The organism is Myroides indicus, assembly GCF_004364575.1.
In the GTDB taxonomy this organism is placed as follows: Bacteria; Bacteroidota; Bacteroidia; order Flavobacteriales; family Flavobacteriaceae; genus Flavobacterium; species Flavobacterium indicum_A.
In genome coordinates this window covers 86,802-108,785 of record NZ_SOAG01000004.1, presented here as the reverse complement: position 1 = coordinate 108,785, position 21,984 = coordinate 86,802, and the positions used below count along the sequence as shown (strand labels likewise).

Below are 21,984 nucleotides of genomic sequence, written 5' to 3'. Positions count from 1 at the left end.
ACAGTCTTTATCCTTATATTTATACTTGAATTACTCCAAGATTAAAGGGCTTTTCAATAGGTGAGTGGTTTGCAGCCTCTATTCCCATAGAAATCCACGTTCGGGTATCTAAAGGATCAATAATGGCATCTGTCCATAGTCTGGCAGCTGCGTAATAAGGAGAAACCTGCTTATCATAACGCGCTTTTATTTTTGTAAAGAGTTCTTCTTCTTTTTCAGGAGTCAATTCTTCTCCTTTAGCTTTTAAAGAAGACGCTTCTATTTGTAATAATACTTTTGCAGCCTGTGCTCCGCCCATTACAGCTAATTCTGCACTCGGCCAGGCAAAAATTAACCTTGGATCGTAGGCTTTTCCACACATAGCATAATTTCCTGCTCCGTAAGAGTTACCTACAACAACCGTAAATTTAGGAACAACGGAGTTGCTTACAGCGTTTACCATTTTTGCTCCGTCTTTAATAATTCCGCCGTGTTCTGATTTTGAGCCTACCATAAACCCGGTGACATCCTGAAGAAATACCAAAGGAATTTTTTTCTGATTGCAATTAGCAATAAAGCGAGTGGCTTTGTCTGCAGAATCAGAATAAATTACGCCGCCAAACTGCATTTCGCTTGGTTTGGTTTTGGCTCCGGTAGTTTTAACTACTTTGCGTTGATTGGCAACAATGCCAACCGCCCAGCCATCAATTCGCGCGTATCCTGTTATGATTGTTTGTCCGTATCCTTCTTTATATTCTTCAAATTCGGAGTTATCTACCAACCGCTTGATGATTTCCCTCATGTCGTATTGTTCGGAACGGGCTTTAGGAAGTATGCCGTAGATGTCAGTTGGATCTAAAGCTGGTTTTTGGGGTTTAATTCTATTGTATCCGGCTTTTTCAAAATCGCCAATTTTATCAATAATGTTTTTAATTGTGTTTAAAGCATCTTTATCGTCTTTGGCTTTATAATCGGTTACCCCCGAAATTTCACAATGAGTAGTAGCTCCTCCCAATGCTTCGTTATCGATGCTTTCGCCAATAGCGGCTTTTACCAAATAACTTCCTGCTAAAAATATACTTCCGGTTTTGTCTACAATGAGTGCTTCATCGCTCATAATAGGCAAATATGCCCCTCCGGCAACACAGCTTCCCATTACAGCTGCAATTTGAGTAATTCCCATACTGCTCATTACGGCATTATTGCGAAAAATACGTCCAAAGTGTTCTTTATCTGGGAAAATTTCATCTTGCATTGGCAGATAAACACCTGCACTATCTACCAAATAAATAATAGGTAACCTGTTTTCAATAGCAATTTCCTGTGCTCTTAAATTCTTTTTTCCTGTAATCGGAAACCATGCACCTGCTTTTACGGTAGCGTCATTGGCAACAACAATACACTGTTTTCCTTTGATGTACCCTATTTTTACAACCACTCCGCCCGAAGGGCACCCGCCGTGCTCGGCATACATATCTTCACCCGCAAAAGCTCCTATTTCTATGCTTGGTGCTTTTTCATCAAGTAAGTAATCAATTCTTTCTCGGGCTGTTAATTTTCCTTGTTCGTGAAGTTTAGCGATGCGTTTTTCACCTCCGCCTAATTTTACCTTCGATAATTTTCTTTTTAAATCCGAAAGTAAAAGTTTGTTGTGATCTTCGTTTTTATTGAAGTTTAAGTCCATAGTTTGATCGGTTATTTCTAAGCGTCATTTTTGACATTGGCTAAATTACAAAATAAAAAACGTTTTGAAAACTTGGGGCACGTTTTTTGTTGGGGAGAAAACTTAACAATTAGGAAACATTGGAAAACATTAAATCTTTTACTTTTGCTGTGTTTTATTTATATTTAATATATAATGTCTTTAAATAATATTTTTCAGTTTTTAGTGCCAAAAGACAAAGTGTTTTATCCTTTGTTTGAGCAGGCTGCCAGTAAAATTAGAACTCTTTCACAAACTCTTAATGAAGCAGTAAATGCTCCCGCAAAAGAAAGAGAAAAAATGTTGAAAGAAGTTGAAGTTCTAAAACAAGATATTGAGGCTATTGCTCAGAAAACCCGGGTTGAACTAGGGAGAAACTTTATTACTCCGTTTGACAGAGAGGATATTCACGCTTTGATATCTGCCGTAGATGATGTGGCAGACAACCTGTCAGATGCTGCCTCTCGAATGAGATTGTATCAGATAGATAAAGTAACTAAACCTTTGCGAAAGCTGACCGAAGCAAATTTAGAAGCTTGTAACGAGGTTTCTCGCGGGCTTTTGGGATTGAATAGCATGAAAAACTTACCGGCACTTGCAGAAGTGTGTAAAAATATTTCAAGGCTGGAGCGCAAAGCTGATAAAGTATTTGATAAAGCGGTTGCAGATATTTTTGAAAATGAAAATGATGCTATTGAAATCATCAAGTATAAAGAAATTATGACTGCCTTGGAAACAGCTACCGATAGCTGTAGAGAGGTTGCTAATATATTGGAAACGATTACGGTAAAATATTCTTAATCAGTATGGAGTTTTTATCAGAAATGTTAAGCAATCCTCAAGGGATTATGTTGATTGTTATCATCATTCTGGCTTTGGGGTTTGATTATATTAATGGATTTCACGATGCTGCTAATTCAATAGCCACGATTGTTACAACAAGAGTTTTAACGCCTTTTCAGGCTGTATTGTGGGCTGCAGTATTTAATTTTGCAGCCTATTTTATTTCACTTTATATTATTGGAGAGTTTAAGATCGGTAATACCATAGCCAAATCAGTTGATGGAAGCGTTATTACGCTGGAAGTTATTTTTGCAGGACTTGTAGCGGCTATTATCTGGAATTTACTGACTTGGAAGTTGGGAATTCCTTCTTCTTCTTCACATACTTTAATCGGAGGGTTTATCGGAGCTGCTATAGCAAATGCAGGAGGATTTGTATCTAATGGAGCTAATGTGATTGTATATGAAAAAGTAATCCCTATTTTTCTATTTATTTTTGGAGCACCTATTTTAGGAATGGTATTAGCCTATTTTATTACGGTTGCCATTATGTGGATTTGCAGAAAACAAAATCCTCACAAGTGTGAAATTTGGTTTAAGCGCCTGCAATTGGTATCCTCGGCTCTTTTCTCGCTGGGACATGGAGGAAATGATGCACAAAAAGTAATGGGAATTATTGGAGCAGCGGTTATTTTTTATCACATTAATGTTGATCAGGATCCGGCTTATTTAGTTGAGAACGTAGATACTTTTAAGGTGTTTGTAGAACACTGGTGGTGGGTACCGCTTGCATCGTTTATCTTTATCGGATTAGGTACGATGAGCGGAGGATGGAAGATAGTTAAAACTATGGGTTCTAAGATTACCAAAGTAACTCCATTAGAAGGTGTTGCAGCAGAAACTGCAGGAGCGGTATCTTTATACGTTACAGAACATTTGGGAATTCCGGTTTCTACTACGCATACTATTACTGGATCTATAATCGGGGTGGGGATTACGAAACGAGTTTCTGCCGTTAGATGGGGAGTTACAATCAATCTTTTATGGGCTTGGATATTGACCATTCCTGTTTCTGCCGCTATTGCTATGGCAGTTTATTATATTATAACATTGCTTTTTTAGTTTTTAAACCTAGATATGTAAAAAAGCCTGATGGATTCTCATCAGGCTTTTTTTTGTGATATAAATGAAAAAATCAATTTTCTTCTTCCTGTTGTCCCATCATCATGAGATAAGCTTTTAAAAACTCATCTATTTCTCCATCCATGACAGAGTCAACATCTGTAGTTTCGTATTGGGTTCTTACGTCCTTTACCAGTTTATAAGGATGCATAACGTAATTTCTGATTTGTGAACCCCATTCTATTTTTTTCTTATTTGCCTCGATTTCATCACGCATAGCCTGTCTTTTTTTAAGCTCAATTTCATATAACTGAGATTTTAAAAGCTGCATAGCTTTGAGTTTATTGTCTAGCTGAGAACGGGTTTCAGAATTCTCAATAATAATGCCTGTAGGATGGTGACGCAACCGAACAGCAGTTTCTACTTTATTTACATTTTGTCCTCCTGCTCCGCTTGAACGCATAGTTTCCCATGAAATATCAGATGGATTGATATCTATTTCAATAGTGTCGTCTGCTAATGGATATACATATACAGATACAAAAGAAGTATGTCTTTTAGCATTGCTGTCAAAGGGCGAGATGCGAACCAAACGATGGACGCCGTTCTCTCCTTTTAAGTATCCGAAAGAAAACTCCCCGTCAAATTCAAGTGTAACGGTTTTTACGCCGGCAACTTCCCCTTCCTGATAGTTTAATTCTTTCACTTTAAACCCATTGTTTTCTCCCCACATTATATACATCCGCATCAGCATAGATGCCCAGTCACAGCTTTCTGTACCGCCTGCACCAGCAGTAATCTGCAAAATAGCGCTCATGTTGTCTCCTTCATCAGAAAGCATATTTTTAAATTCCAGATCTTCAATAATTTGAAGTGTCCTATGATATTGCTCTACAACTTCCTTTTCTGTAGCTTCTCCTTCTGCAAAAAATTCAACTAATATTTGAAGTTCGTCGCTATTATTTACAGCTTCATTATATCCTTCTACCCATTTTTTTTTGGATTTCAGGTTTTTTACAATTATTTCTGCTTCTTTGGAGTTGTTCCAAAAGTCTGGTGCAAAGGTCTTTTCTTCTTCGTTGGCAATTTCTATTAATTTTTTATCGATGTCAAAGATACCTCCTTAACGCACCAAGGCGATCAATAATGTCCTTTTGTTGTTCTGTAGTTACCATATTTTTAATATTTTTATCCCACAAAAATACTTATTCCTTTTCAATTTATGGAAATTAATTTAATTAGCGATACAGTTACAAAACCTACTCCTGAAATGTTGAGTTATATGGTTAAAGCCAGAGTAGGGGACGACGTTTATAAACAGGACGGAAGCACAAATGAGTTGGAAATTGCAGTAGCGGAGCTTTTTGGAATGGAAGCAGCTTTATTTTTTCCATCGGGAACTATGGCAAATCAGGTAGCAATAAAACTTCATACGCAGCCTGGAGACCAGCTTATTTGTGAACGAACTTCACATGTTTATCTTTTTGAAGCAGGAGGTGCAGCTTTTCACAGCGGAGTGAGTTGTGCTTTGATTGAGGGAAACAGAGGTAGAATCACTGCTGAACAGATTGAAGAATATTGTACAGACGCAAGTAATATTCATACCCCCCAAACCTCCTTGGTATGTATAGAGAATACTACCAACATGGGAGGAGGAGCTTGTTATGAGCTGAAAGAACTGGAGAAAATAAGAGAAGTTTGCACAGAAAAGAATATCAATTTGCATTTAGACGGTGCCCGACTGTGGAATGCATTAGTGGCAAAATCACAGCATCCGGCTCAGTTTGGGAAAATATTTGATACTATTTCAGTTTGTTTTTCCAAAGGGTTAGGGGCTCCGGTTGGTTCGGTTTTATTAGGTTCTAAAGCTAATATTCAGAAAGCACTCCGCTACAGAAAGCTAATGGGCGGAGGAATGCGGCAGACAGGATATTTGTCAGCAGCAGCTTTATATGCGTTAAAAAATAATGTGAGCAGGTTGCAAAGAGATCATTACAGGGCAAAACAAATAGAAATGATGTTGAAGAAAAAATCGTGGATAAAAGAGATTTTACCTGTTCAAACTAATATCATTATTTTTAATTGTCAAGAGTCAGGACAAGATATTTTGTTGATTAGTAAGTTACGCCAAAAAAATATTTTAATCAGTGAGATGGGCAAAGGTTGGTTGAGAATTGTTACTCATTTAGATTATCGGGAGGTAATGCATGAATACGTAATGGAAACACTAAGTAAACTGGAGCTATAAACTGATGATTATGTGGTGAATAAAGTTTATGACGTTTTAATTTTTTACTACTCTAAAAAGAACTATTTTTGTTGTTTAGAATTAAATTAAATAAATGGAAAAGTTAAAACAACGTTGGGGTCTTACATCTAATTTTCAGTTAGCGATTATAATACTTGTATTCGCTATTACGGGAACAACCTCTTCTTTGGTTTCAAAGCCAATTTTGTCTTTTTTAGGTATAGAAAGAGGAGTAATGCATCCTGTTTTGTATTGGATTTTATATATTATTTTGATTCTACCTGTTTATAAAGTATTGTTGGTTTGTATCGGAACTCTATTTGGTCAACATGCTTTTTTTTGGAATTTTGTCAAAAAAATGCTTCGCGGAATGAAGTTAGGTTTTTTACTGCCAAATGAAAAAGATATATATTAATCAAAGCGATGCTTTGTTTAAACAGATAATTCATCCCTTTTGAAATAAAACTTCATAGCTTTTTTTAAAAGAATATTTTATTACAAATAAAACATAGATTTCTTTCTATTGATTATTGTGCGTTTAATCTAGCTGGAGAATATGAAAAAAAAATATTTAATAAACAGATACGGATCACTGGCTTCTTGGGTATATCATATTGATAAGCCTATCGGAAAATCATTTGGAGATGTTGAATATTATTTGGAAAGATTAAAAGGTTGTAAAGGAACAATCTTAGAACCAGCTTGTGGAAATGGCAGAATATTGATTCCGTTATTAGAAAGGGGGCTGGATGTGGAAGGGTTTGATGCTTCTATTGAAATGCTGAGGTATTGTGATATAGAGTGTGAAAAGAGAGGATTAAAAGGGAAATTTAGAAAAGAAATGTTTAATACTTTTACTTATTCAAAATCTTTTGGAGCTATTATTATACCAGCAGGTTCTTTTCAATTGATAACAGATGTTAATGAAGCTATTGATGTTCTAAAACGTTTTAAATTAGCATTAAAAGAAAAAGGTAGATTAATATTAGATTTATCCACGATAGCCTCACTATCAGAACCTCCAATGCAAGCGAGACAATGGAGAATTCCCGATGGAATACTTACTTTGACGGAGGACAGGGAAGAAATAAACTATATTGAACAAACAGTACTTTCTCAATTAAGGTATGAGCATTGGGATGCTAATAAAGGACTCGTAAAAAACGAGATAGATTTATTCTATTTGCGTTATTGGGGAGTAAAAGAATTTGAATTAGCTTTAAAATCTGCTGGTTTTGTTAATATTTCCATTAGCAGTAATTATGAATATCTAAAAGCTCCGACAAACGAAACGCATACTTTGACTTTTGAGGCTAGCTAGTCTTTAGAAAATAAAGGTTTTGTATTAATTTTGACTCAAACTCTTTTTTGTAAATATCAGTTGTTTTCAAAACTTTGTAGAAACGTTTCAAAATTATAAATTGAAACCCTTTCATTATTATGTTTGGTTACTTCAAACACAATCCTCAATCCATTTTTGAAATAGGACCTTATAGCTTTCTCCTACCGGAATAATTTTATTTTGTATAAAAACCCGATTTCGTTCTACTGTTTCTACTGCATTTAAGTTTACAATGTACGATTTGTGAATCCGCATAAATTTTTTTTGAGATAACTTTGTTTCAAAGTTTTTTAAAGTATCAAGAGTAATTAATTTTTCGCTTTTTAAGTGCAGATATAAATAATCTTTTAATCCCTCTATGAAAAGAAGATCTTCTAAATTGATTTTTACCAGTTTACCATCTGTTTTTACAAATAAAAAATTATCTCTTTTTTCTTCGGCTTTGATTGCAATTTTTAAGAAGTCATCTTTAAACAAATCGTTTATTTTTAAAACTGCTTTATAAAATCTGTCAAATGAAATAGGTTTTAATAAATAATCAACCACATTGTGTTCATATCCTTCCAGAGCGTATTCACTGTATGCGGATGTGATGACAAATTTAGACTTATGACCAATCATTTTCATTAATTGGATGCCTGTTAATTCGGGCATCTGAATGTCTATAAACAGAACGTCAATATTTGTATGTGTCACTAACTCTGCTATTTCAAACGGGCTGGTAGTTGCTTTTACCAAATTAAAAATGGAAACCTTTTCTATGTATTTTGATAGCAGGGAAACTGCCATAGGCTCGTCGTCTAAAATGATACAAGATATTTTTTTCATAGTGTTATGACTAATTTTGCGTGATATATGTTTTCCGTTATTGTAATTTTTAAAGTGTGATTGTTGGGAAAGTGGAGCTGTAATCGCTTTTTTATATTGTCTATACCAATACCTGTGTGAGAATCTTTTGCGTATTTATTTATCAGGTTAGAAGTTTCTAAAGTTAATACTTTATTTTTTTGACTGATTTTAATTACAAATGGATTAGCTTCATCATTGACAATGCCGTGTTTAAAACCATTTTCAATAAACGGAATGAGTAACAGTGGGGGAATTCGAAATTCTATATTTTCAATTTCTGTGTTAAAGAGAATATTTGATCTGCCGGAGATGCGCATGGTTTCTAATTGAATAAAATCTTCGATATACTTTATTTCTTGCTGAATGGGAAGCGTGTCATTCAGGCTTTCATATGTCATATAACGCATCAAGCCACTTAATTGTTCTATTGCTTTTAGAGATTTATTTGATTTTTCAAAAACGAGATAGTAAATATTGTTTAGCGTATTAAAAATAAAATGAGGGTTGATTTGCGATTTTAGAAAATTAATTTCTGCCTCGCGCTTACTTTCAATCAATTCGATTTGTTTTTTTTGTAAATGCAAGGTATTGACAACAAACCATAAAACAGAAGAAGCTATAATAGGCAAACTGCCGTAATACATATTGTCCCAAATATAAAAATTGCCGGAAACTCCTTGGGCATAATTGTGATATCCCAATAATTTTAAAATCAGAATTTCTTCAATCAAAAATCTTAAACCCGTAAATAGAATAAATAATCCGAATAAAGCAAGGAGTACTTTCTGTATATTTTTTATGTCAAAAAATTTTGGCATAATTATCCAATAATTTAAATAAAAAACAAGAATATATATAAAAAAGAAAGTATATGTTAACCCAATTTCCGGTTGATGAATGTCAACAGAAAAGTCAGGAAATATTAATGTTCCGGTTTCGAAATCAACTCTCAAAAAATAATTGATGACAAAATAAAACCAAAACAAAAGATGTAACAGAACTACATATTTTTTCTTCATTGTTTCATTTGTTTGGAATGTAAAAATAGATTTTTAGTTCAGATAAATAATGGTTATTCGACGAAGCTCTGTTTTTTTCCGATCAATGGGTTGGTCGGATTATTTATCAGATTGGTCGAAATATAAAGTTTTAAAAAGATAGGATATGCATTTTTGCCAAAAAAATATCATCATGGCAAAATTTATATTATACCTATTTATCTGTATAATGATGTGTATTTCTACCATTGCTTTTACACAAAATCACCGTTTAACTGGAATAATCACAGAAGGACAAAATTCACTACCATATACCAATTTATCACTAACGGCAAACGATACAATCTTACGATTTACTACAGATGATGACGGAAAATTCGATATTGTAGTCCCGCAAAAAGATTATCAATTTGATGTTTTGTTTTTTAATGAAGTAGTTTATCACTCAATAATTATTCTGAATAAAGATATTGACTTGGGAAATGTTGAAATTACTACTTTTGCCAATTTGGATGAAATTGTTATTCAGGCTCATAAAAAAATTGTAGAACGCAAAGCAGACCGATTTATTTTTTATGTTGAAAATACGACTTCCTCCTCTGGCGGAACAGCTTTAGATGCATTAAAAAATACTCCGGGTGTTATAGTAAATAATCAGAATATAGGTATTTCCGGAAAAAATTCCGTTTTGGTTCTGATTGACGACAAGCCAACTTATATGAATCAAGATGAATTAATACATTATCTGGAAAGCATAAGTACTGCCAATCTTTCAAAAATAGAGGTGATTACAACACCTCCTGCTAAATATGAAGCGGAAGGAAATAGCGGGATAATTAATATTATAACAAAAAAAATCAATCAAAACAGCTGGAATTCAACTATTGGAGCAATGTATCAACGTAGTCGTAGAAATGAGCATCAATACAATGCAGGGTTTAACCTTCAAAAAAATAAAATTACATTGCGCACATCAGTAAACTTTGGTTTTAAGCGCTCGCTCATAAACTGGAATAATGATATTTATTACAAGGATGCTTTTTGGCAAAATGAAGATTATTCTGACGCTAAAAACAATAATTTAAATGCACTTTTTGCACTTGATTATCAAATCGCCAATAACTGGAAAATAGGAGGGAAGACGTCTGTTTATACAATTAGATTTAGCGATATTCAACCACAAATTACAACTGTTTTTGATCATGAAAACGGAAAAATTCAGCAGTTTTTTAAAAATAATGCTACCTCTGATCATAAAACCAGTCAAAGTGTTTATAATATATATTCAGAATATCTGTTAGATTCACTGGGTAAGAAAATGACCGTTGATTTCGATTTTGTCAATTATCACTCGCCTTCAAATCGAGTCTTTTCTTATTCCACTTTTGATGCGGATAATCAATTGATTTTAAATTCTACTCATGCAGGAACTAATCAAGTGGATATTAAAATTCGGAATTTTTCAGCAAAAACAGATTTTGAATTGCCTTTAAAATTTGCGGAATTTAATGTAGGAGCGCGATTTTCACAGTCAAAATCCGAAAATCTGATTGCAGCATTTAAACAAAATGAAACGGGAGAGTTTATTTATGATACTGATTTGTCTAATTTTTTTGAATATACAGAAAATAATGAAGCTTTATATTTGTCAGGCAGTAAGGAATTCAGTGATAAATGGTCAGTTCATGCAGGTTTGAGAATGGAAGCTACGCAAACCAAAGGATATTCAAGAGAAAATGATAATTTGCACAAAAATGATTATATAAAGCTATTTCCTTCAGTTTATATTTTACATCATCTTACAGATGACAAAAGTGTTGGACTTAATTATTCTCGAAGAATTAATCGCCCGCATTACGAAAGTTTAAATCCGTTTAGGATTATTAACAACGAATTTAGTTACAATGAAGGAAATCCATTTTTAGAGCCGGCTTTTACTCATAATATAGAACTAACCTTTACTTATAAAACGCTGGATAGTAAAATTTACTTTTCAAGTTTAAAGAATGGAGTAAATCAGGCTTCTCTTTTAGATCCGGATACGAAAGAAAATAATTACATTTGGATGAATTATGTCAATTCAAAACAAGCTGGAATATCAGAATCTTATACTGTAAAACCAGTTGCCTGGTGGACAAGTATTAATACTTTTGATTTAGCCTATTCAGAAGCAAATACGGTTATTTCAGATAAAAAGCATACGGGAATGTCATCTTCTCTTTATACAAGTAATGATTTTGTACTGAATTCTGCTCAAACTCTTTTTGTAAACATCAGCTATTTTCAAAACTTTGGAGAAACGTTTCAAAATTATAAATTGAAACCTTATGCTAAATTTTATGCAAGTATAAAATATTTAATGTTGGATAAGAAACTAGAATTAAGTGTAAAAGGAGCTGATATCTTTAATGGCAGAGAATCGGTTTCACAGGAAATGAATGGGATAAAACAACGATTTAAAAATATTTGGGATACACAACGCATATCTGTTACCCTTACTTATCGTTTTGGAAATACAAATATAAAAACAAATGAGCGCCAGACAAGTAATACTGATGAGCTAAATAGAATATAAAAAATTACTTTTTATGAATAATAAAAATACAAGGTCTTTTGTGTAAATCTATTTTGTGTTTTTTCCAGAAGCTAACAGGTTTGGTCAACATAATTTCGGTTGGCAAAGTCAAATCACAGGCAACACATAATGAGGTGTTTGGATGTAAAATCTGTGTCATTTCCTCTATCAGCTGATTGTTGCGATACGGCGTTTCAATGAAAATTTGTGATTGATTTCGTTCAAACGACCACTTTTCAAGATTTTTTAGCATTGTCCTTTTTTCGCTTTTGTCAATCGGCAAATAGCCGTTAAAGGTAAATGACTGCCCATTCATTCCCGAGCCCATCAATGAAAGTAAAATAGAAGACGGTCCGACCATAGGAACCACTTTAATCCCTTTTTTGTGTGCTAAAGCAACAATTACAGCACCGGGATCAGCAACTCCGGGACACCCGGCATCACTCATTAATCCCATATTTTTACCTTCTAATAATGGATGCATAAAGGATTGAATGTCTTTTTCATCGGTATGTTTGTTTAGTTCAAACAGATTAAGGATAGATTGTTTTTTCTCCGGACACATCGCTTTGATAAATTTGCGTGCGGTTTTGCTGTTTTCCACCACATAATCATCAATTAATGCAATAGCGCGCAGTACGCTCGCTGGTAATACTTCATTAGCTGCTGTATCGCCCAGCATAACCGGAATTAAATATAAAGTACCAAAGGTTGTCATGATTTATTGGATTAAGAATTTTTCTTAGCAATTATGGAAAATAAAATTGGAAGCATATGCTCCATTTCAGGTATTCTGAATTCTCCGTTCTCTTCTTTCATATTTCCAAATAAATTACAAGGAGAATAATCGTATTCCTCAAAATTTAATATCTGTAGATTGTTATTCAGCAAGCCTTTAAAAACTGTTGATAATCCGTGATTCCACGTTATTTCTTCGTATTGTTGTTTTTTGTCGGAATGATTTGTATAAGTTTCAGAACTAGTTATAAATGGTTCTTTACTTGAATAAGCTGATTCTATTTTTTTAAATTTGGTGTCGAACATCCATAAAATAGGGTGAAAATCAACCATAATAAACTTTCCGTTTGGTTTTAAGTATTGATTAATTATTTTTCCCCATTGGTTAAGGTCAGGATACCAGCTGATAACGCCGTAACTTGTAAAAACAATATCAAATGTATCGTTTAAGTGATCAGGCAGATCAAAAATATTACAGCATATAAACTCAGTGTTGCTTTTTGTTATTTCAGCTAAATATTTTGCTTTGTTAATTGCTTCATCAGCTAAATCAATTCCGGTAACTTTAGCTCCCATTCTCGAAAGTGAAATAGAGTCCATTCCAAAATGGCATTGCAGGTGCAAAATTTTTTTATTTTTTATATCTCCTAATAATTCTATTTCGATTTGATTTAAAGAAGATTTGCCTTGTAAGAAGCTATTTACATCATAAAAATCTGATTCAAAATGCTCTTGTGTACGCTGATTCCAACTCTTTTGATTTGTTTCAATAAAATCATTATTAATTCTCATTGTATACTGAATATAGAGTTTATTTTAAATCTGTTGCTAAATTACTCAAAAAGCCAATGCAGATTTGCATTGGCTTTCTTTATATTTTAAATATTCTCTAATTTATATTTAATTTTCTCGCAAGCTTCATCCAACATATGATATACGTTTTCAAAACCTTGGTCTCCGCCAAAATAGGGATCGGGTACTTCGAGATTTTTATCAGGATGAACTTCGTTTAAAATCAATTTAACTTTATTAATGGCATCCGTAGTTGTTGCCAGTTTTATTACATTGTCATAATTCGATTGATCCATTACGTAAATGTAGTCAAATATTTCAAAATCAGCTATTTTAAATTGTCTGGCTCGCTGTGAGGTAAGGTCAATACCATATTTTTCTGCAATAGCAATTGAGCGTTTATCAGGTTGTTCGCCTGCGTGCCACGCGCCTGTGCCGGCTGAGTCTACTAAAAAAGCAGAATCAGATAATTTTGATTTTAAGATTCCTTCAGCTAAAGGTGAACGGCATATATTGCCTAGGCAAACCATTAATACTTTAGTTTTCATTACAAACTGAACTTCTTATTGATATCTTCGTAATATTTTTTGAATTGTTTATCAGTTTCAAGTAAGTTATCAATTGTTTTACAGGCATGTAATACTGTTGCATGATCGCGGTCTCCAATTTGAGAACCTATGCTTGCCAAAGATGATTTTGTATATTTTTTAGCAAAAAACATAGCGAGCTGTCTTGCTTGAACAATGTGTCTTTTTCGGGTTTTAGAGCACAACGTTTCAATGTCCATCTGAAAATAGTCTGAAACTACTTTCTGAATGTAATCGATGGAAATTTCTCTCTTTACGTTTTTGACAAATTTTTCAACTACGTGTTTTGCTAAATCAAGCGTAACTTCTCTTTTGTTGAAAGAAGATTGTGCAATGAGAGAAATAATAGCTCCTTCTAATTCTCGAACATTTGATTTTACATTTTTGGCGACATATTCAATAATTTCTTCCGGCATTTCAACACCATCGCGGAATAAAATACTTTTTACAATTTTTACCCTTGTATCAAAATCAGGATGTTGAATTTCTGCCGATAATCCCCATTTAAAACGGGAGAGTAAACGCTGTTCAATATCCTGCATATCTACGGGAGCTTTATCTGAGGTCAGGATAACCTGTTTACCGTTTTGATGTAAATAGTTGAAAATGTGAAAAAATACATCCTGTGTACCGGATTTTCCGGATAAAAACTGAATATCATCTACAATTAATACATCTATCAACTGGTAAAAATAGATAAAATCATGTCTGGTTTTTTTTCGTACAGAATCTACATATTGCTGTGTAAATACTTCGGCAGAAATGTAAAGAATAGTTTTTTCGGGATGCAATTCTTTGATTTCTACTCCAATGGCATGAGCTAAATGCGTTTTGCCTAAACCAACTCCGCCGAAAATCAATAAGGGGTTAAAAGATGTTCCCCCCGGCTTATTGGCTACAGCCAATCCTGCGGAACGAGCCAAACGATTTGAGTCTCCTTCTAAAAAATTGTCAAAAGAGTAGTTGGAGTTTAATTGAGATTCTATTTTTACATTTCGAATTCCCGGAATCACAAATGGATTTTTGAGTTCAGGATCTTTATTTTGAATAGGAATATCCAGCTCTTGAGTTTTTACCGGACTCCGGTTGGCACTCGGTAACTGTTCTGTGTAGGGCTGTTTATTTCCAGTAGTATTTTCCATCCGGATTTTGTACAAAAGTTTAGCTTCTGCACCTAAAGCTTTGGTCAAAGCCACTTTTAATATACTCACATAGTGTTCTTCCAGCCACTCATAAAAAAACTTACTTGGCACTTGTATGTACAAAGCGTTATCTGTCAGTTCAATAGCTTTAATAGGTAAAAACCAAGTTTTAAAAGCCTGTTCCTGAATATTGTCCTGAATAAATTTTAGACAATTATTCCATACAGATTCCGCCGTTTTAGTTGTGTACTCGTGCATTATTAATTTAGAATTTTAAAAAACAGTTACTACTTTTGAGTGTTTTTTGAGGTAAAGAGCGATTGCTTTTACCATGACAAATATGTGAACAATTTTTTGGATAAAAAAACTTTTTAGCACTTGTATAAAACAAAATAATTTGTTAAGTAGTATAAAAAAACCGGAGTAACAAATTTTAATAAATAATAGTATGAAACAATTCGATGTTACAGTAAGAGTAAGATATGCGGAAACTGATCAGATGGGGGTAGTGTATCATGGTAATTATGCACAATATTTTGAAATAGGAAGAGTGGAATGGCTTAGAAATCTGGGGGTTTCGTATAAACAGATGGAAGAGATGGGAGTAATGCTTCCTGTGGTCTCTTTAACTATGAACTATAAAAAATCTGCCAGATATGATGAATTGATAACGGTACGGACTATCTTCAAAAAACTGACTTCGGTTAAGATAGAATTTGATTATGAACTGTATAATGAACAACACGAGTTATTAACAATCGGACACTCTGTTTTGGTATTTGTTGATATGAAAACCGGACGACCAACAACGGCTCCGGACTATGTGAAAAATAAAATAGAAAAATTATAAATTAACTATTTTTAAATGCGGTTATATTAGAAAAAACTCAAGTACTAATAGCGTATATTTCTACATCTTTTGAATTTAAAAAAGAGAATGTATAAAAGATAGTTTGGCATATAAAACCGGGTAAATTAATTATATTTACAAAAAAGTTTAAGCATGAAAATATTACATTGGGTTTTATTTTTTACAGGGATATCCACATTATCTTGTTTGGCACAGAAATCAAGTTTGTTAGATGGAAGAGTGCGTATGTATGACAATAGAGTTGTTCCTGTTGAAATTGAAAACAAGAGGAGTACTGAAAAAATTAAAAGCGATGAAACAGGGTATTTTATGATTGAATCAAAGCAGGGAGATACCATTCGTTTCGTGAGTAAAGGATTGCAGACCGTAAATTATGTGATAGGTGAAGATGATTTAAATTCAGGGCGCTTTAATGTAATTATGACAAGACAAGGACAAAGCCTGGAAGAAATTGTAATAACGAGAAAAGATTTTGGAGAAAATTTTTTTGAACAGGATTATACCAAAAAGCTTACTTCTCTAGAAAGGCAGTTTAATAAGGATCAGACTGTTTTTAGTGCCGGACCAAATTATGGTTTGGGTATTACAATAGACGGGCTGATTAGCCTGTTGTCTGGTAAAAAGAAAAAACAGAAGCGGGCACTTCTTTATGAAAAACTCGATATTAAAAGAAAAGCGTTTTTAGAAGAATATCCCAAAGAATTATTGATACAGGATTTAAGTATATCACCTGATTATGTAGATGCTTTCTTGTATTATTTAGTTGCTCAGCCTGATTTTGAAAAAATAAAGGTTGAGAGAAATGAAGGATATCAGCTCTATTTGGCGCAAAACTATGATGATTTTTTAAAATTTGTAGGATTGAATTAAATCAGTAGTTCTATTTGATAAAAATAGTTTTTATTTCATTTGTATAGTGAAAAATATAAAATGGGAAACATTAGACCGATTAAAGAACAGTTTTAGTGAACTTGATTCTCATGATCGATACATTTATATGCCCGTAATTAATTTAGCGTATTACCCAGCTGAGCCGTATCGTTGTAATTACTACGGAATAGGTGTGCTTCAAGAAGGGGAAATAATCTTTCATATTGATTTAAAAGAATACCACATACAAGCTCCAGCTATTATTTTTGCAGATACAACCTCCATTAAACGATGGGACAAAACCAGGAGGAGTTACGAAATGGAAACCATTTTGTTTAGTGAAGACTTCTTACAAGACAAATTAGTAGAAAATAATGTACTTACAGCGTTTTCAGACTTATCTAATCTAGGAGGATTCGTCTCTGAGTTATCTGATGAAGAATTTGATAATTTTAAAACTATCTTTCGCATCATAGAACACGCAAATCAAATTGCAACGTCACATCATGTGGAAGTTGTGCGTGGGATGGTGTATAGTATGATTAATGAAATAGCGTATTTGTACGAGAAATATGGAAATAAAACTAAAGCGCTGAATACAATTGATTTGCGATTCAGACAAGCGGTTGCTCACTATTGTAAAACGGAGCGAAGCGTTACTTTTTATGCCGCCCATTTGCATTTGCATCCCAAGTATTTAAGCCAAGTGGTTTCAGCGGAAACAGGTTTGACTGCAAGTGAGTGGATTCAAAATCAAGTTGTGCTAGAAGCCAAGATATTATTACAAGACAGTAGTTTGTCTATTAATTCAATCGCCGAAAATATGAACTTTCCTGATGCAAGTACTTTTGGAAAATATTTTAAGCGTTATGAAGGAATAACCCCTAAACAATACAGAAATACGTTATAAGAGTAACTTGCCTTTAGACTATTTTTTGTTAATTACATTCTCTGGTTTATTTTTAAATCTAACCTTTTGACTAATAATCCTCCTTTTTAGCCCTTTATTTGATTGTGGCTATAAAATACATTTGTACCAAAATCAGAAGAAATCTTTCTGATGAATGATGTTAATTTAAAAAAATAGGTATGAATGTACTTTCTAAATTTCTAATAACTATCTGTATAGTTTCATTGGTATCTTCTTGTAAAAATAAAGAAGAGCAAGTAGGGGGGGATACAACCAGAGAAGAACAATTTCCCTTGCTGACCATTCAAAAAGAAAAAGTTGTTATTTATTCTGACTATCCTGCTACTCTAAAAGGCATTCGAGATATAGATATCCGACCTAAAATCGACGGATATATCGAATCAATTGAGGTAGATGAAGGGCAATTTGTGTCAAAGGGGCAAACATTATTTGTTATTTACGCCCCTCAGTACCAAGAAGAACATATCGCTGCCCAAGCTAAAATAAAAGAGATTCAAGCCGAAGTCAATAAAGCTCAATTACACGTGAATAAAACAAAACCTTTAGTGCAAGAAGGAATTATAAGTGTGTATGAGTTAGAAGCGGCAGAATTAACCTTAAAGACTAAAGAAGCCTACTTATCTCAAGTATATGCAGCATGGAATAAGAGTAGTGTTAATGTCGGGTATACTAAAATTACTGCTCCTTTTGATGGTTATATTGGGTTATTACCTTATAAAGTAGGAGCTTTGGTTCAAACACAAGCAGTCGAGCCCTTAACTACTTTATCGGATATTAAGACAATAAACGCCTATTTTTCGATGAGTGAAAAGGAATGGTTCGCATTTGCTCAAAAAGCAGAAAATCAAGATATGTTGAAGTATTTTCAAACATTTTCGACGATTGAATTGTACATATCCGATCAACAACTTTATGAAGAAAAAGGGCAAATTAATGCCGTGAGCGGGCAAATGGATGTAAAGACAGGGAGTGTCAATATTCGCGCAGAGTTTCCCAACCCTCAACACCTATTGCGCAGTGGAAGTACAGGAACGATTCGCGTGAAAGAAGAGCTAAAACAAGCAATAGTTATTCCGCAATTAGCCACCTTTAACATCCAAGGCAAACACTTTGTTTATGTGGTAAATCAAGATGGAGTCTTAGAAAGTAGAATCGTTACGCTATTGGATCAATATCCTTCTAGCAATTCCTATATTGTCGTAGAAGGGTTACAAGAAGGAGACATTATTATTAAGGAAGAGATTGGTGGGGCACGAGAAGGAATGAAAATACTGAATTAAAAGTAGAGAAATTATGCTGAAGAAATTTATAGAAAATCCAGTATTGTCAACTGTAATTTCAATTATCATTGTCATACTCGGGTTGTTGGGATTATTTGTTTTACCCATTACACAGTATCCGGAAATTGCGCCACCTACTGTACAGGTAACCGCTAATTACCAAGGCGCGAATGCCGAAGCTGTAATGAAAAGCGTTATCGTACCTTTAGAAGAAGAAATTAACGGTGTGGAACACATGGCGTATATGAACTCTAAAGCGAGTAATGATGGATCTGCAGTGATTACCATAACCTTTGATCAGGGAACTGATGCTGATATGGCAGCTGTTAACGTACAAAATCGCGTGAGTCAAGCCATGAGTCAATTACCAGAAGAAGTAGTTAAACAAGGTGTAACAACAACGAAAAAATTAAGTAGTGAAATTTTTAGTTTCCTTCTGTACAGTGTAGATGATCGCTATGAACAAGCATTTTTAGAAAATTATGCTCGCATCAATATTCTTCCACAATTGAAGCGTATCAACGGAGTAGGAGACGCTTCTATTTATGGAGGAATGGATTATAGCATGCGCATTTGGTTAAAACCCAGTGCTATGGCTAATTACGGATTAACTCCTTCCGATATCATACAGGCTCTACAGGAACAAAATGTAGAAGCAGCTCCTGGAAAAGTAGGGGAAAACAGCCAACAAAGTTTTCAATATGTTTTAAAATATACAGGACGTTTAGAAACACCCAAACAATTTGGCGATATTGTTCTTCGTACTACGGCAGATGGACGCTTATTACGCCTAAAAGAGGTAGCGGATATTGACCTTGGTGCTTATTCCTATGCAATGTCAATCACTGCTTACGGAAAAAAGGGGACTTATATAGCTGTAAGTCAAACAGCAGGATCTAATGCCTATGAGATAATTAAAGAATGTGAAGCTATCTTGAAAGAAGCACAACAGAACTTACCCCCGGCAACAGCTTTCGAAGTATATGCCAATTCTAATGACTTCTTGCTGGCCTCCATCAATAAATTAGTCTCAACTTTGATTGAAGCTTTTGTATTGGTATTTATCGTTGTCTTGGTGTTCTTGCAAGATTGGAAATCAACGTTAATCCCGGCTATTGCTGTACCTGTGGCAATTATAGGAACATTTTTCTTCTTACATCTATTTGGTTTTACGATTAATTTATTAACGCTTTTTGCTTTGATTTTATCCATAGGAATAGTTGTCGATGATGCTATCATTGTGGTAGAAGCCGTACATGCCAAGTTATATGAAGGAGTAACAACAACAAAAGAAGCAACCTTACGTGCTATGAATGAATTGACAACAGCGATTATATCAATTACTTTAGTCATGGCGGCTGTATTTGTTCCTGTTGCATTTATTGGCGGATCCGTAGGAGTGTTTTACAAGGAATTTGGTATTACTCTGGCTGTAGCTATTCTTATATCAGCCATAAACGCTTTAACGTTAAGTCCTGCCTTATGTGCTATATTACTTAAACCGGAACCTGGTATTGCGACTGAAAAAAGAGGTTTTATTTCCCGTTTTAAATCTGCATTTAATAGTAGCTTTGATCGGATAACGCAGCGTTATGTTGCTGTATTGCACTTCTTGAACAAAAAAAGAATACTAACTTTTAGCAGTGTGTTATTTTTTGGGATGCTCTTTTTTTACCTGTCGAAAACAACCCCTACAGCTTTTGTGCCGAATGAGGATAGTGCCTCTATCTATGGTAATATCATTCTATCACCTTCAACTTCATTAGAGAAAACAGAACGCATTGCGAAACAAATCGATAGTATTGCTAGCACCTTGCCTGAGGTTAAGTTTACTTCTCTTTTGTCAGGAATGGACTTCTTCAGTGGAAATGGAAGTTCTTATGCGGTGTTGTTTATCAAGTTGAAGCATTGGGAGGAACGTCCAACAGAAAAACAAAATATTCATCATGTGGTTCAACAGTTGTTTGAAAAAACGGGACATATCAAAGATGCTCAAGTGGTTTTTTTTGCAGGACCTACTTTGCAGGGGTTTGGAAATAATGCTGGTTTTGAAGTACAACTGCAAGATAAAACGGGAGAAGGGAATTATCGATTATTTGAAGTGCATATAGAGGAGTTTTTAGAAGCTCTCAATCAACGCCCAGAAATTAGATATGCAACTTCTTCTTTTAATACAAATTTCCCTCAATACGAAGTAGATATTCAGGTTGAAAAAGCAAAAGAGGCGGGCATTACAGTTACTGAAATTTTAACGACGTTACAGGGTTATTTAGGAGGAATCTACACAACTAATTTTAATCGATTCGGAAAACAGTATAAAGTGGTGATACAAGCCGATCCTCATCAACGTGAAAATATTGAAGCACTGTCTAAGCTATACGTTAAAAATGCAGAAGGAAATATGGCACCTATTACGTCATTTATCCACCTTAATAAGGTATATGGACCTGAATTTTTAACACGATTCAATTTGTTTAATTCTGCTTATATCAACGGGAGCCCTGGGGAGGGTTTTAGTTCGGGAGATGCACTTCGAGCAATTGAAGAAGTCGCTGCTCAAAAGTTACCTAAAAATTATGGCTTTGAGTATGCAGGAATATCAAGAGAAGAAAGAATGAGCGGAAATCAAACGCGTGTTATTTTCGTCTTGTCAATCGTTTTTGTGTACTTTTTGTTAAGTGCTCAATTTAAGAGTTATATCACACCATTGGTTGTATTATTTTCTCTTCCTATAGGATTGGCAGGTGCATTTTTATTTGCTCAACTATTTGGTATTGAGAATAATGTGTTTCTACAAATTAGTTTGATTATGCTCATTGGGTTACTTGCTAAGAATGCTATTTTAATTGTAGAGTTTGCCTTACAAAGACGAGCCAGTGGTCTATCTCTCGTAGAAGCCGCTATGGAGGCTGCTAAAGTAAGACTGCGCCCTATACTCATGACTTCATTTGCTTTTATTTTTGGGTTACTTCCTTTGGTTATAGCATCAGGAGCAGGGGCATTGAGCAATAAATCAATCGGTACCGCGGCTGTTGGAGGAATGCTAACCGGAACAGTTATAGGAATACTCGTTATTCCTTCTTTATTTGTGTTGTTTCAAGGAATTCAAGAGCAATTAAGTGGGGTGAAAACAACAGAAGAAAGAGAAAATGCGATGTTATAAACGAGATTGAATT

19 protein-coding genes are annotated in these 21,984 nt (G+C 34.2%); 11 read left to right on the top strand and 8 right to left on the bottom strand.

The features are described from left to right. Positions 1-19: 19 nt before the first annotated feature. A complete protein-coding gene (locus C8P70_RS02720; protein WP_133711819.1) occupies positions 20-1,663 on the bottom strand; it encodes an acyl-CoA carboxylase subunit beta in 1,644 nt (547 codons plus the stop codon). A 174-nt stretch (positions 1,664-1,837) separates the two neighbouring features. Between C8P70_RS02720 and C8P70_RS02715 the strand changes: the two genes are divergently transcribed. After that, positions 1,838-2,482, top strand: a complete 645-nt coding sequence (locus C8P70_RS02715; protein WP_133711818.1) for a DUF47 domain-containing protein — start codon at positions 1,838-1,840, stop codon at positions 2,480-2,482. A gap of 5 nt (positions 2,483-2,487) precedes the next feature. Next, entirely contained in the window at positions 2,488-3,585 is a 1,098-nt protein-coding gene (locus C8P70_RS02710; protein WP_133711817.1) for an inorganic phosphate transporter, read from the top strand. A 73-nt stretch (positions 3,586-3,658) separates the two neighbouring features. Here C8P70_RS02710 and prfB read toward each other — a convergent pair. Further along, positions 3,659-4,760, bottom strand: a protein-coding gene (prfB, locus tag C8P70_RS02705; protein ID WP_133711816.1) for a peptide chain release factor 2 whose coding sequence is annotated in 2 segments (ribosomal slippage) — positions 3,659-4,696 and positions 4,698-4,760 — 1,101 coding nt in all. Because the reading frame shifts where the segments join, the coding sequence is not laid out codon by codon here. Positions 4,761-4,807: 47 nt separating this feature from the next. On the opposite strand from prfB, the gene C8P70_RS02700 reads away from it, so the two are divergent. From C8P70_RS02700 to C8P70_RS02690, 3 genes are all read left to right on the top strand, one after another. Then, positions 4,808-5,833, top strand: a complete 1,026-nt coding sequence (locus C8P70_RS02700; RefSeq protein WP_133711815.1) for a threonine aldolase family protein — start codon at positions 4,808-4,810, stop codon at positions 5,831-5,833. A 94-nt stretch (positions 5,834-5,927) separates the two neighbouring features. After that, the gene (locus tag C8P70_RS02695; RefSeq protein WP_133711814.1) at positions 5,928-6,248 is read left to right on the top strand and encodes a DUF6787 family protein; all 321 of its coding nucleotides are present in this window, start codon (positions 5,928-5,930) and stop codon (positions 6,246-6,248) included. Between the two features lie 141 nt (positions 6,249-6,389). Then, positions 6,390-7,154: a class I SAM-dependent methyltransferase gene (locus C8P70_RS02690; protein ID WP_133711813.1), complete on the top strand. Its 765-nt coding sequence runs from the start codon at positions 6,390-6,392 to the stop codon at positions 7,152-7,154. A 132-nt stretch (positions 7,155-7,286) separates the two neighbouring features. On the opposite strand, the gene C8P70_RS02685 is transcribed toward C8P70_RS02690, so the two are convergent. Together C8P70_RS02685 and C8P70_RS02680 are read right to left on the bottom strand one after the other, a co-directional pair. Beyond that, positions 7,287-8,003, bottom strand: a complete 717-nt coding sequence (locus C8P70_RS02685) for a LytR/AlgR family response regulator transcription factor (RefSeq protein WP_133711812.1) — start codon at positions 8,001-8,003, stop codon at positions 7,287-7,289. Next, positions 8,000-9,043: a sensor histidine kinase gene (locus C8P70_RS02680; RefSeq protein WP_243832649.1), complete on the bottom strand. Its 1,044-nt coding sequence runs from the start codon at positions 9,041-9,043 to the stop codon at positions 8,000-8,002. The genes C8P70_RS02685 and C8P70_RS02680 overlap by 4 nt, the downstream gene beginning before the upstream one ends. A 172-nt stretch (positions 9,044-9,215) precedes the next feature. Here C8P70_RS02680 and C8P70_RS02675 point away from each other — a divergent pair, with 172 nt between their 5' ends. Beyond that, complete coding sequence (locus C8P70_RS02675) at positions 9,216-11,597, top strand: outer membrane beta-barrel family protein (protein ID WP_166666163.1); 2,382 nt, start codon at positions 9,216-9,218, stop codon at positions 11,595-11,597. A gap of 4 nt (positions 11,598-11,601) precedes the next feature. Here the strand turns inward: C8P70_RS02675 and C8P70_RS02670 are convergent, their stop codons facing one another. The 4 genes from C8P70_RS02670 to dnaA all read right to left on the bottom strand — a co-directional run bounded on the left by C8P70_RS02670 (position 11,602) and on the right by dnaA (position 15,114). Then, on the bottom strand, positions 11,602-12,315 hold the full coding sequence (locus C8P70_RS02670) for an SAM-dependent methyltransferase (RefSeq protein WP_133711810.1): 714 nt from the start codon (positions 12,313-12,315) through the stop codon (positions 11,602-11,604). An 11-nt stretch (positions 12,316-12,326) separates the two neighbouring features. Beyond that, a complete protein-coding gene (locus C8P70_RS02665) occupies positions 12,327-13,127 on the bottom strand; it encodes a class I SAM-dependent methyltransferase (RefSeq protein WP_133711809.1) in 801 nt (266 codons plus the stop codon). Positions 13,128-13,213: 86 nt separating this feature from the next. Beyond that, positions 13,214-13,675, bottom strand: a complete 462-nt coding sequence (locus C8P70_RS02660) for a low molecular weight protein-tyrosine-phosphatase (RefSeq protein WP_133711808.1) — start codon at positions 13,673-13,675, stop codon at positions 13,214-13,216. Then, entirely contained in the window at positions 13,675-15,114 is a 1,440-nt protein-coding gene (gene dnaA / locus C8P70_RS02655) for a chromosomal replication initiator protein DnaA (protein WP_133711807.1), read from the bottom strand. Before dnaA ends, C8P70_RS02660 begins: the two co-directional genes overlap by 1 nt. Positions 15,115-15,304: 190 nt before the next feature. Here dnaA and C8P70_RS02650 point away from each other — a divergent pair, with 190 nt between their 5' ends. The 5 genes from C8P70_RS02650 to C8P70_RS02630 all read left to right on the top strand — a co-directional run bounded on the left by C8P70_RS02650 (position 15,305) and on the right by C8P70_RS02630 (position 21,971). After that, positions 15,305-15,706, top strand: coding sequence for an acyl-CoA thioesterase (locus tag C8P70_RS02650; RefSeq protein WP_133711806.1), 402 nt, complete (start codon positions 15,305-15,307; stop codon positions 15,704-15,706). Positions 15,707-15,859: 153 nt separating this feature from the next. Next, positions 15,860-16,597: a hypothetical protein gene (locus C8P70_RS02645; RefSeq protein ID WP_133711805.1), complete on the top strand. Its 738-nt coding sequence runs from the start codon at positions 15,860-15,862 to the stop codon at positions 16,595-16,597. Positions 16,598-16,643: 46 nt separating this feature from the next. Beyond that, a complete protein-coding gene (locus tag C8P70_RS02640; protein ID WP_133711804.1) occupies positions 16,644-17,507 on the top strand; it encodes a helix-turn-helix domain-containing protein in 864 nt (287 codons plus the stop codon). A 179-nt stretch (positions 17,508-17,686) separates the two neighbouring features. Then, positions 17,687-18,808, top strand: coding sequence for an efflux RND transporter periplasmic adaptor subunit (locus C8P70_RS02635; protein WP_133711803.1), 1,122 nt, complete (start codon positions 17,687-17,689; stop codon positions 18,806-18,808). A gap of 13 nt (positions 18,809-18,821) precedes the next feature. Beyond that, positions 18,822-21,971: an efflux RND transporter permease subunit gene (locus C8P70_RS02630; RefSeq protein WP_133711802.1), complete on the top strand. Its 3,150-nt coding sequence runs from the start codon at positions 18,822-18,824 to the stop codon at positions 21,969-21,971. The last annotated feature ends 13 nt before the right edge of the window (positions 21,972-21,984 follow it).

Coding starts and splice junctions, on each gene's coding strand:
- C8P70_RS02675 (WP_166666163.1), top strand. CDS start 9,216: ATGGCAAAATTTATATTATACCTATTTATCTGTATAATGATGTGTATT.
- C8P70_RS02710 (WP_133711817.1), top strand. CDS start 2,488: ATGGAGTTTTTATCAGAAATGTTAAGCAATCCTCAAGGGATTATGTTG.
- C8P70_RS02680 (WP_243832649.1), bottom strand. CDS start 9,043: ATGAAGAAAAAATATGTAGTTCTGTTACATCTTTTGTTTTGGTTTTAT.
- C8P70_RS02660 (WP_133711808.1), bottom strand. CDS start 13,675: ATGAAAACTAAAGTATTAATGGTTTGCCTAGGCAATATATGCCGTTCA.
- C8P70_RS02695 (WP_133711814.1), top strand. CDS start 5,928: ATGGAAAAGTTAAAACAACGTTGGGGTCTTACATCTAATTTTCAGTTA.
- C8P70_RS02635 (WP_133711803.1), top strand. CDS start 17,687: ATGAATGTACTTTCTAAATTTCTAATAACTATCTGTATAGTTTCATTG.
- dnaA (WP_133711807.1), bottom strand. CDS start 15,114: ATGCACGAGTACACAACTAAAACGGCGGAATCTGTATGGAATAATTGT.
- C8P70_RS02690 (WP_133711813.1), top strand. CDS start 6,390: ATGAAAAAAAAATATTTAATAAACAGATACGGATCACTGGCTTCTTGG.
- C8P70_RS02670 (WP_133711810.1), bottom strand. CDS start 12,315: ATGACAACCTTTGGTACTTTATATTTAATTCCGGTTATGCTGGGCGAT.
- C8P70_RS02645 (WP_133711805.1), top strand. CDS start 15,860: ATGAAAATATTACATTGGGTTTTATTTTTTACAGGGATATCCACATTA.
- C8P70_RS02715 (WP_133711818.1), top strand. CDS start 1,838: ATGTCTTTAAATAATATTTTTCAGTTTTTAGTGCCAAAAGACAAAGTG.
- C8P70_RS02720 (WP_133711819.1), bottom strand. CDS start 1,663: ATGGACTTAAACTTCAATAAAAACGAAGATCACAACAAACTTTTACTT.
- C8P70_RS02685 (WP_133711812.1), bottom strand. CDS start 8,003: ATGAAAAAAATATCTTGTATCATTTTAGACGACGAGCCTATGGCAGTT.
- C8P70_RS02700 (WP_133711815.1), top strand. CDS start 4,808: ATGGAAATTAATTTAATTAGCGATACAGTTACAAAACCTACTCCTGAA.
- C8P70_RS02665 (WP_133711809.1), bottom strand. CDS start 13,127: ATGAGAATTAATAATGATTTTATTGAAACAAATCAAAAGAGTTGGAAT.
- C8P70_RS02630 (WP_133711802.1), top strand. CDS start 18,822: ATGCTGAAGAAATTTATAGAAAATCCAGTATTGTCAACTGTAATTTCA.
- C8P70_RS02650 (WP_133711806.1), top strand. CDS start 15,305: ATGAAACAATTCGATGTTACAGTAAGAGTAAGATATGCGGAAACTGAT.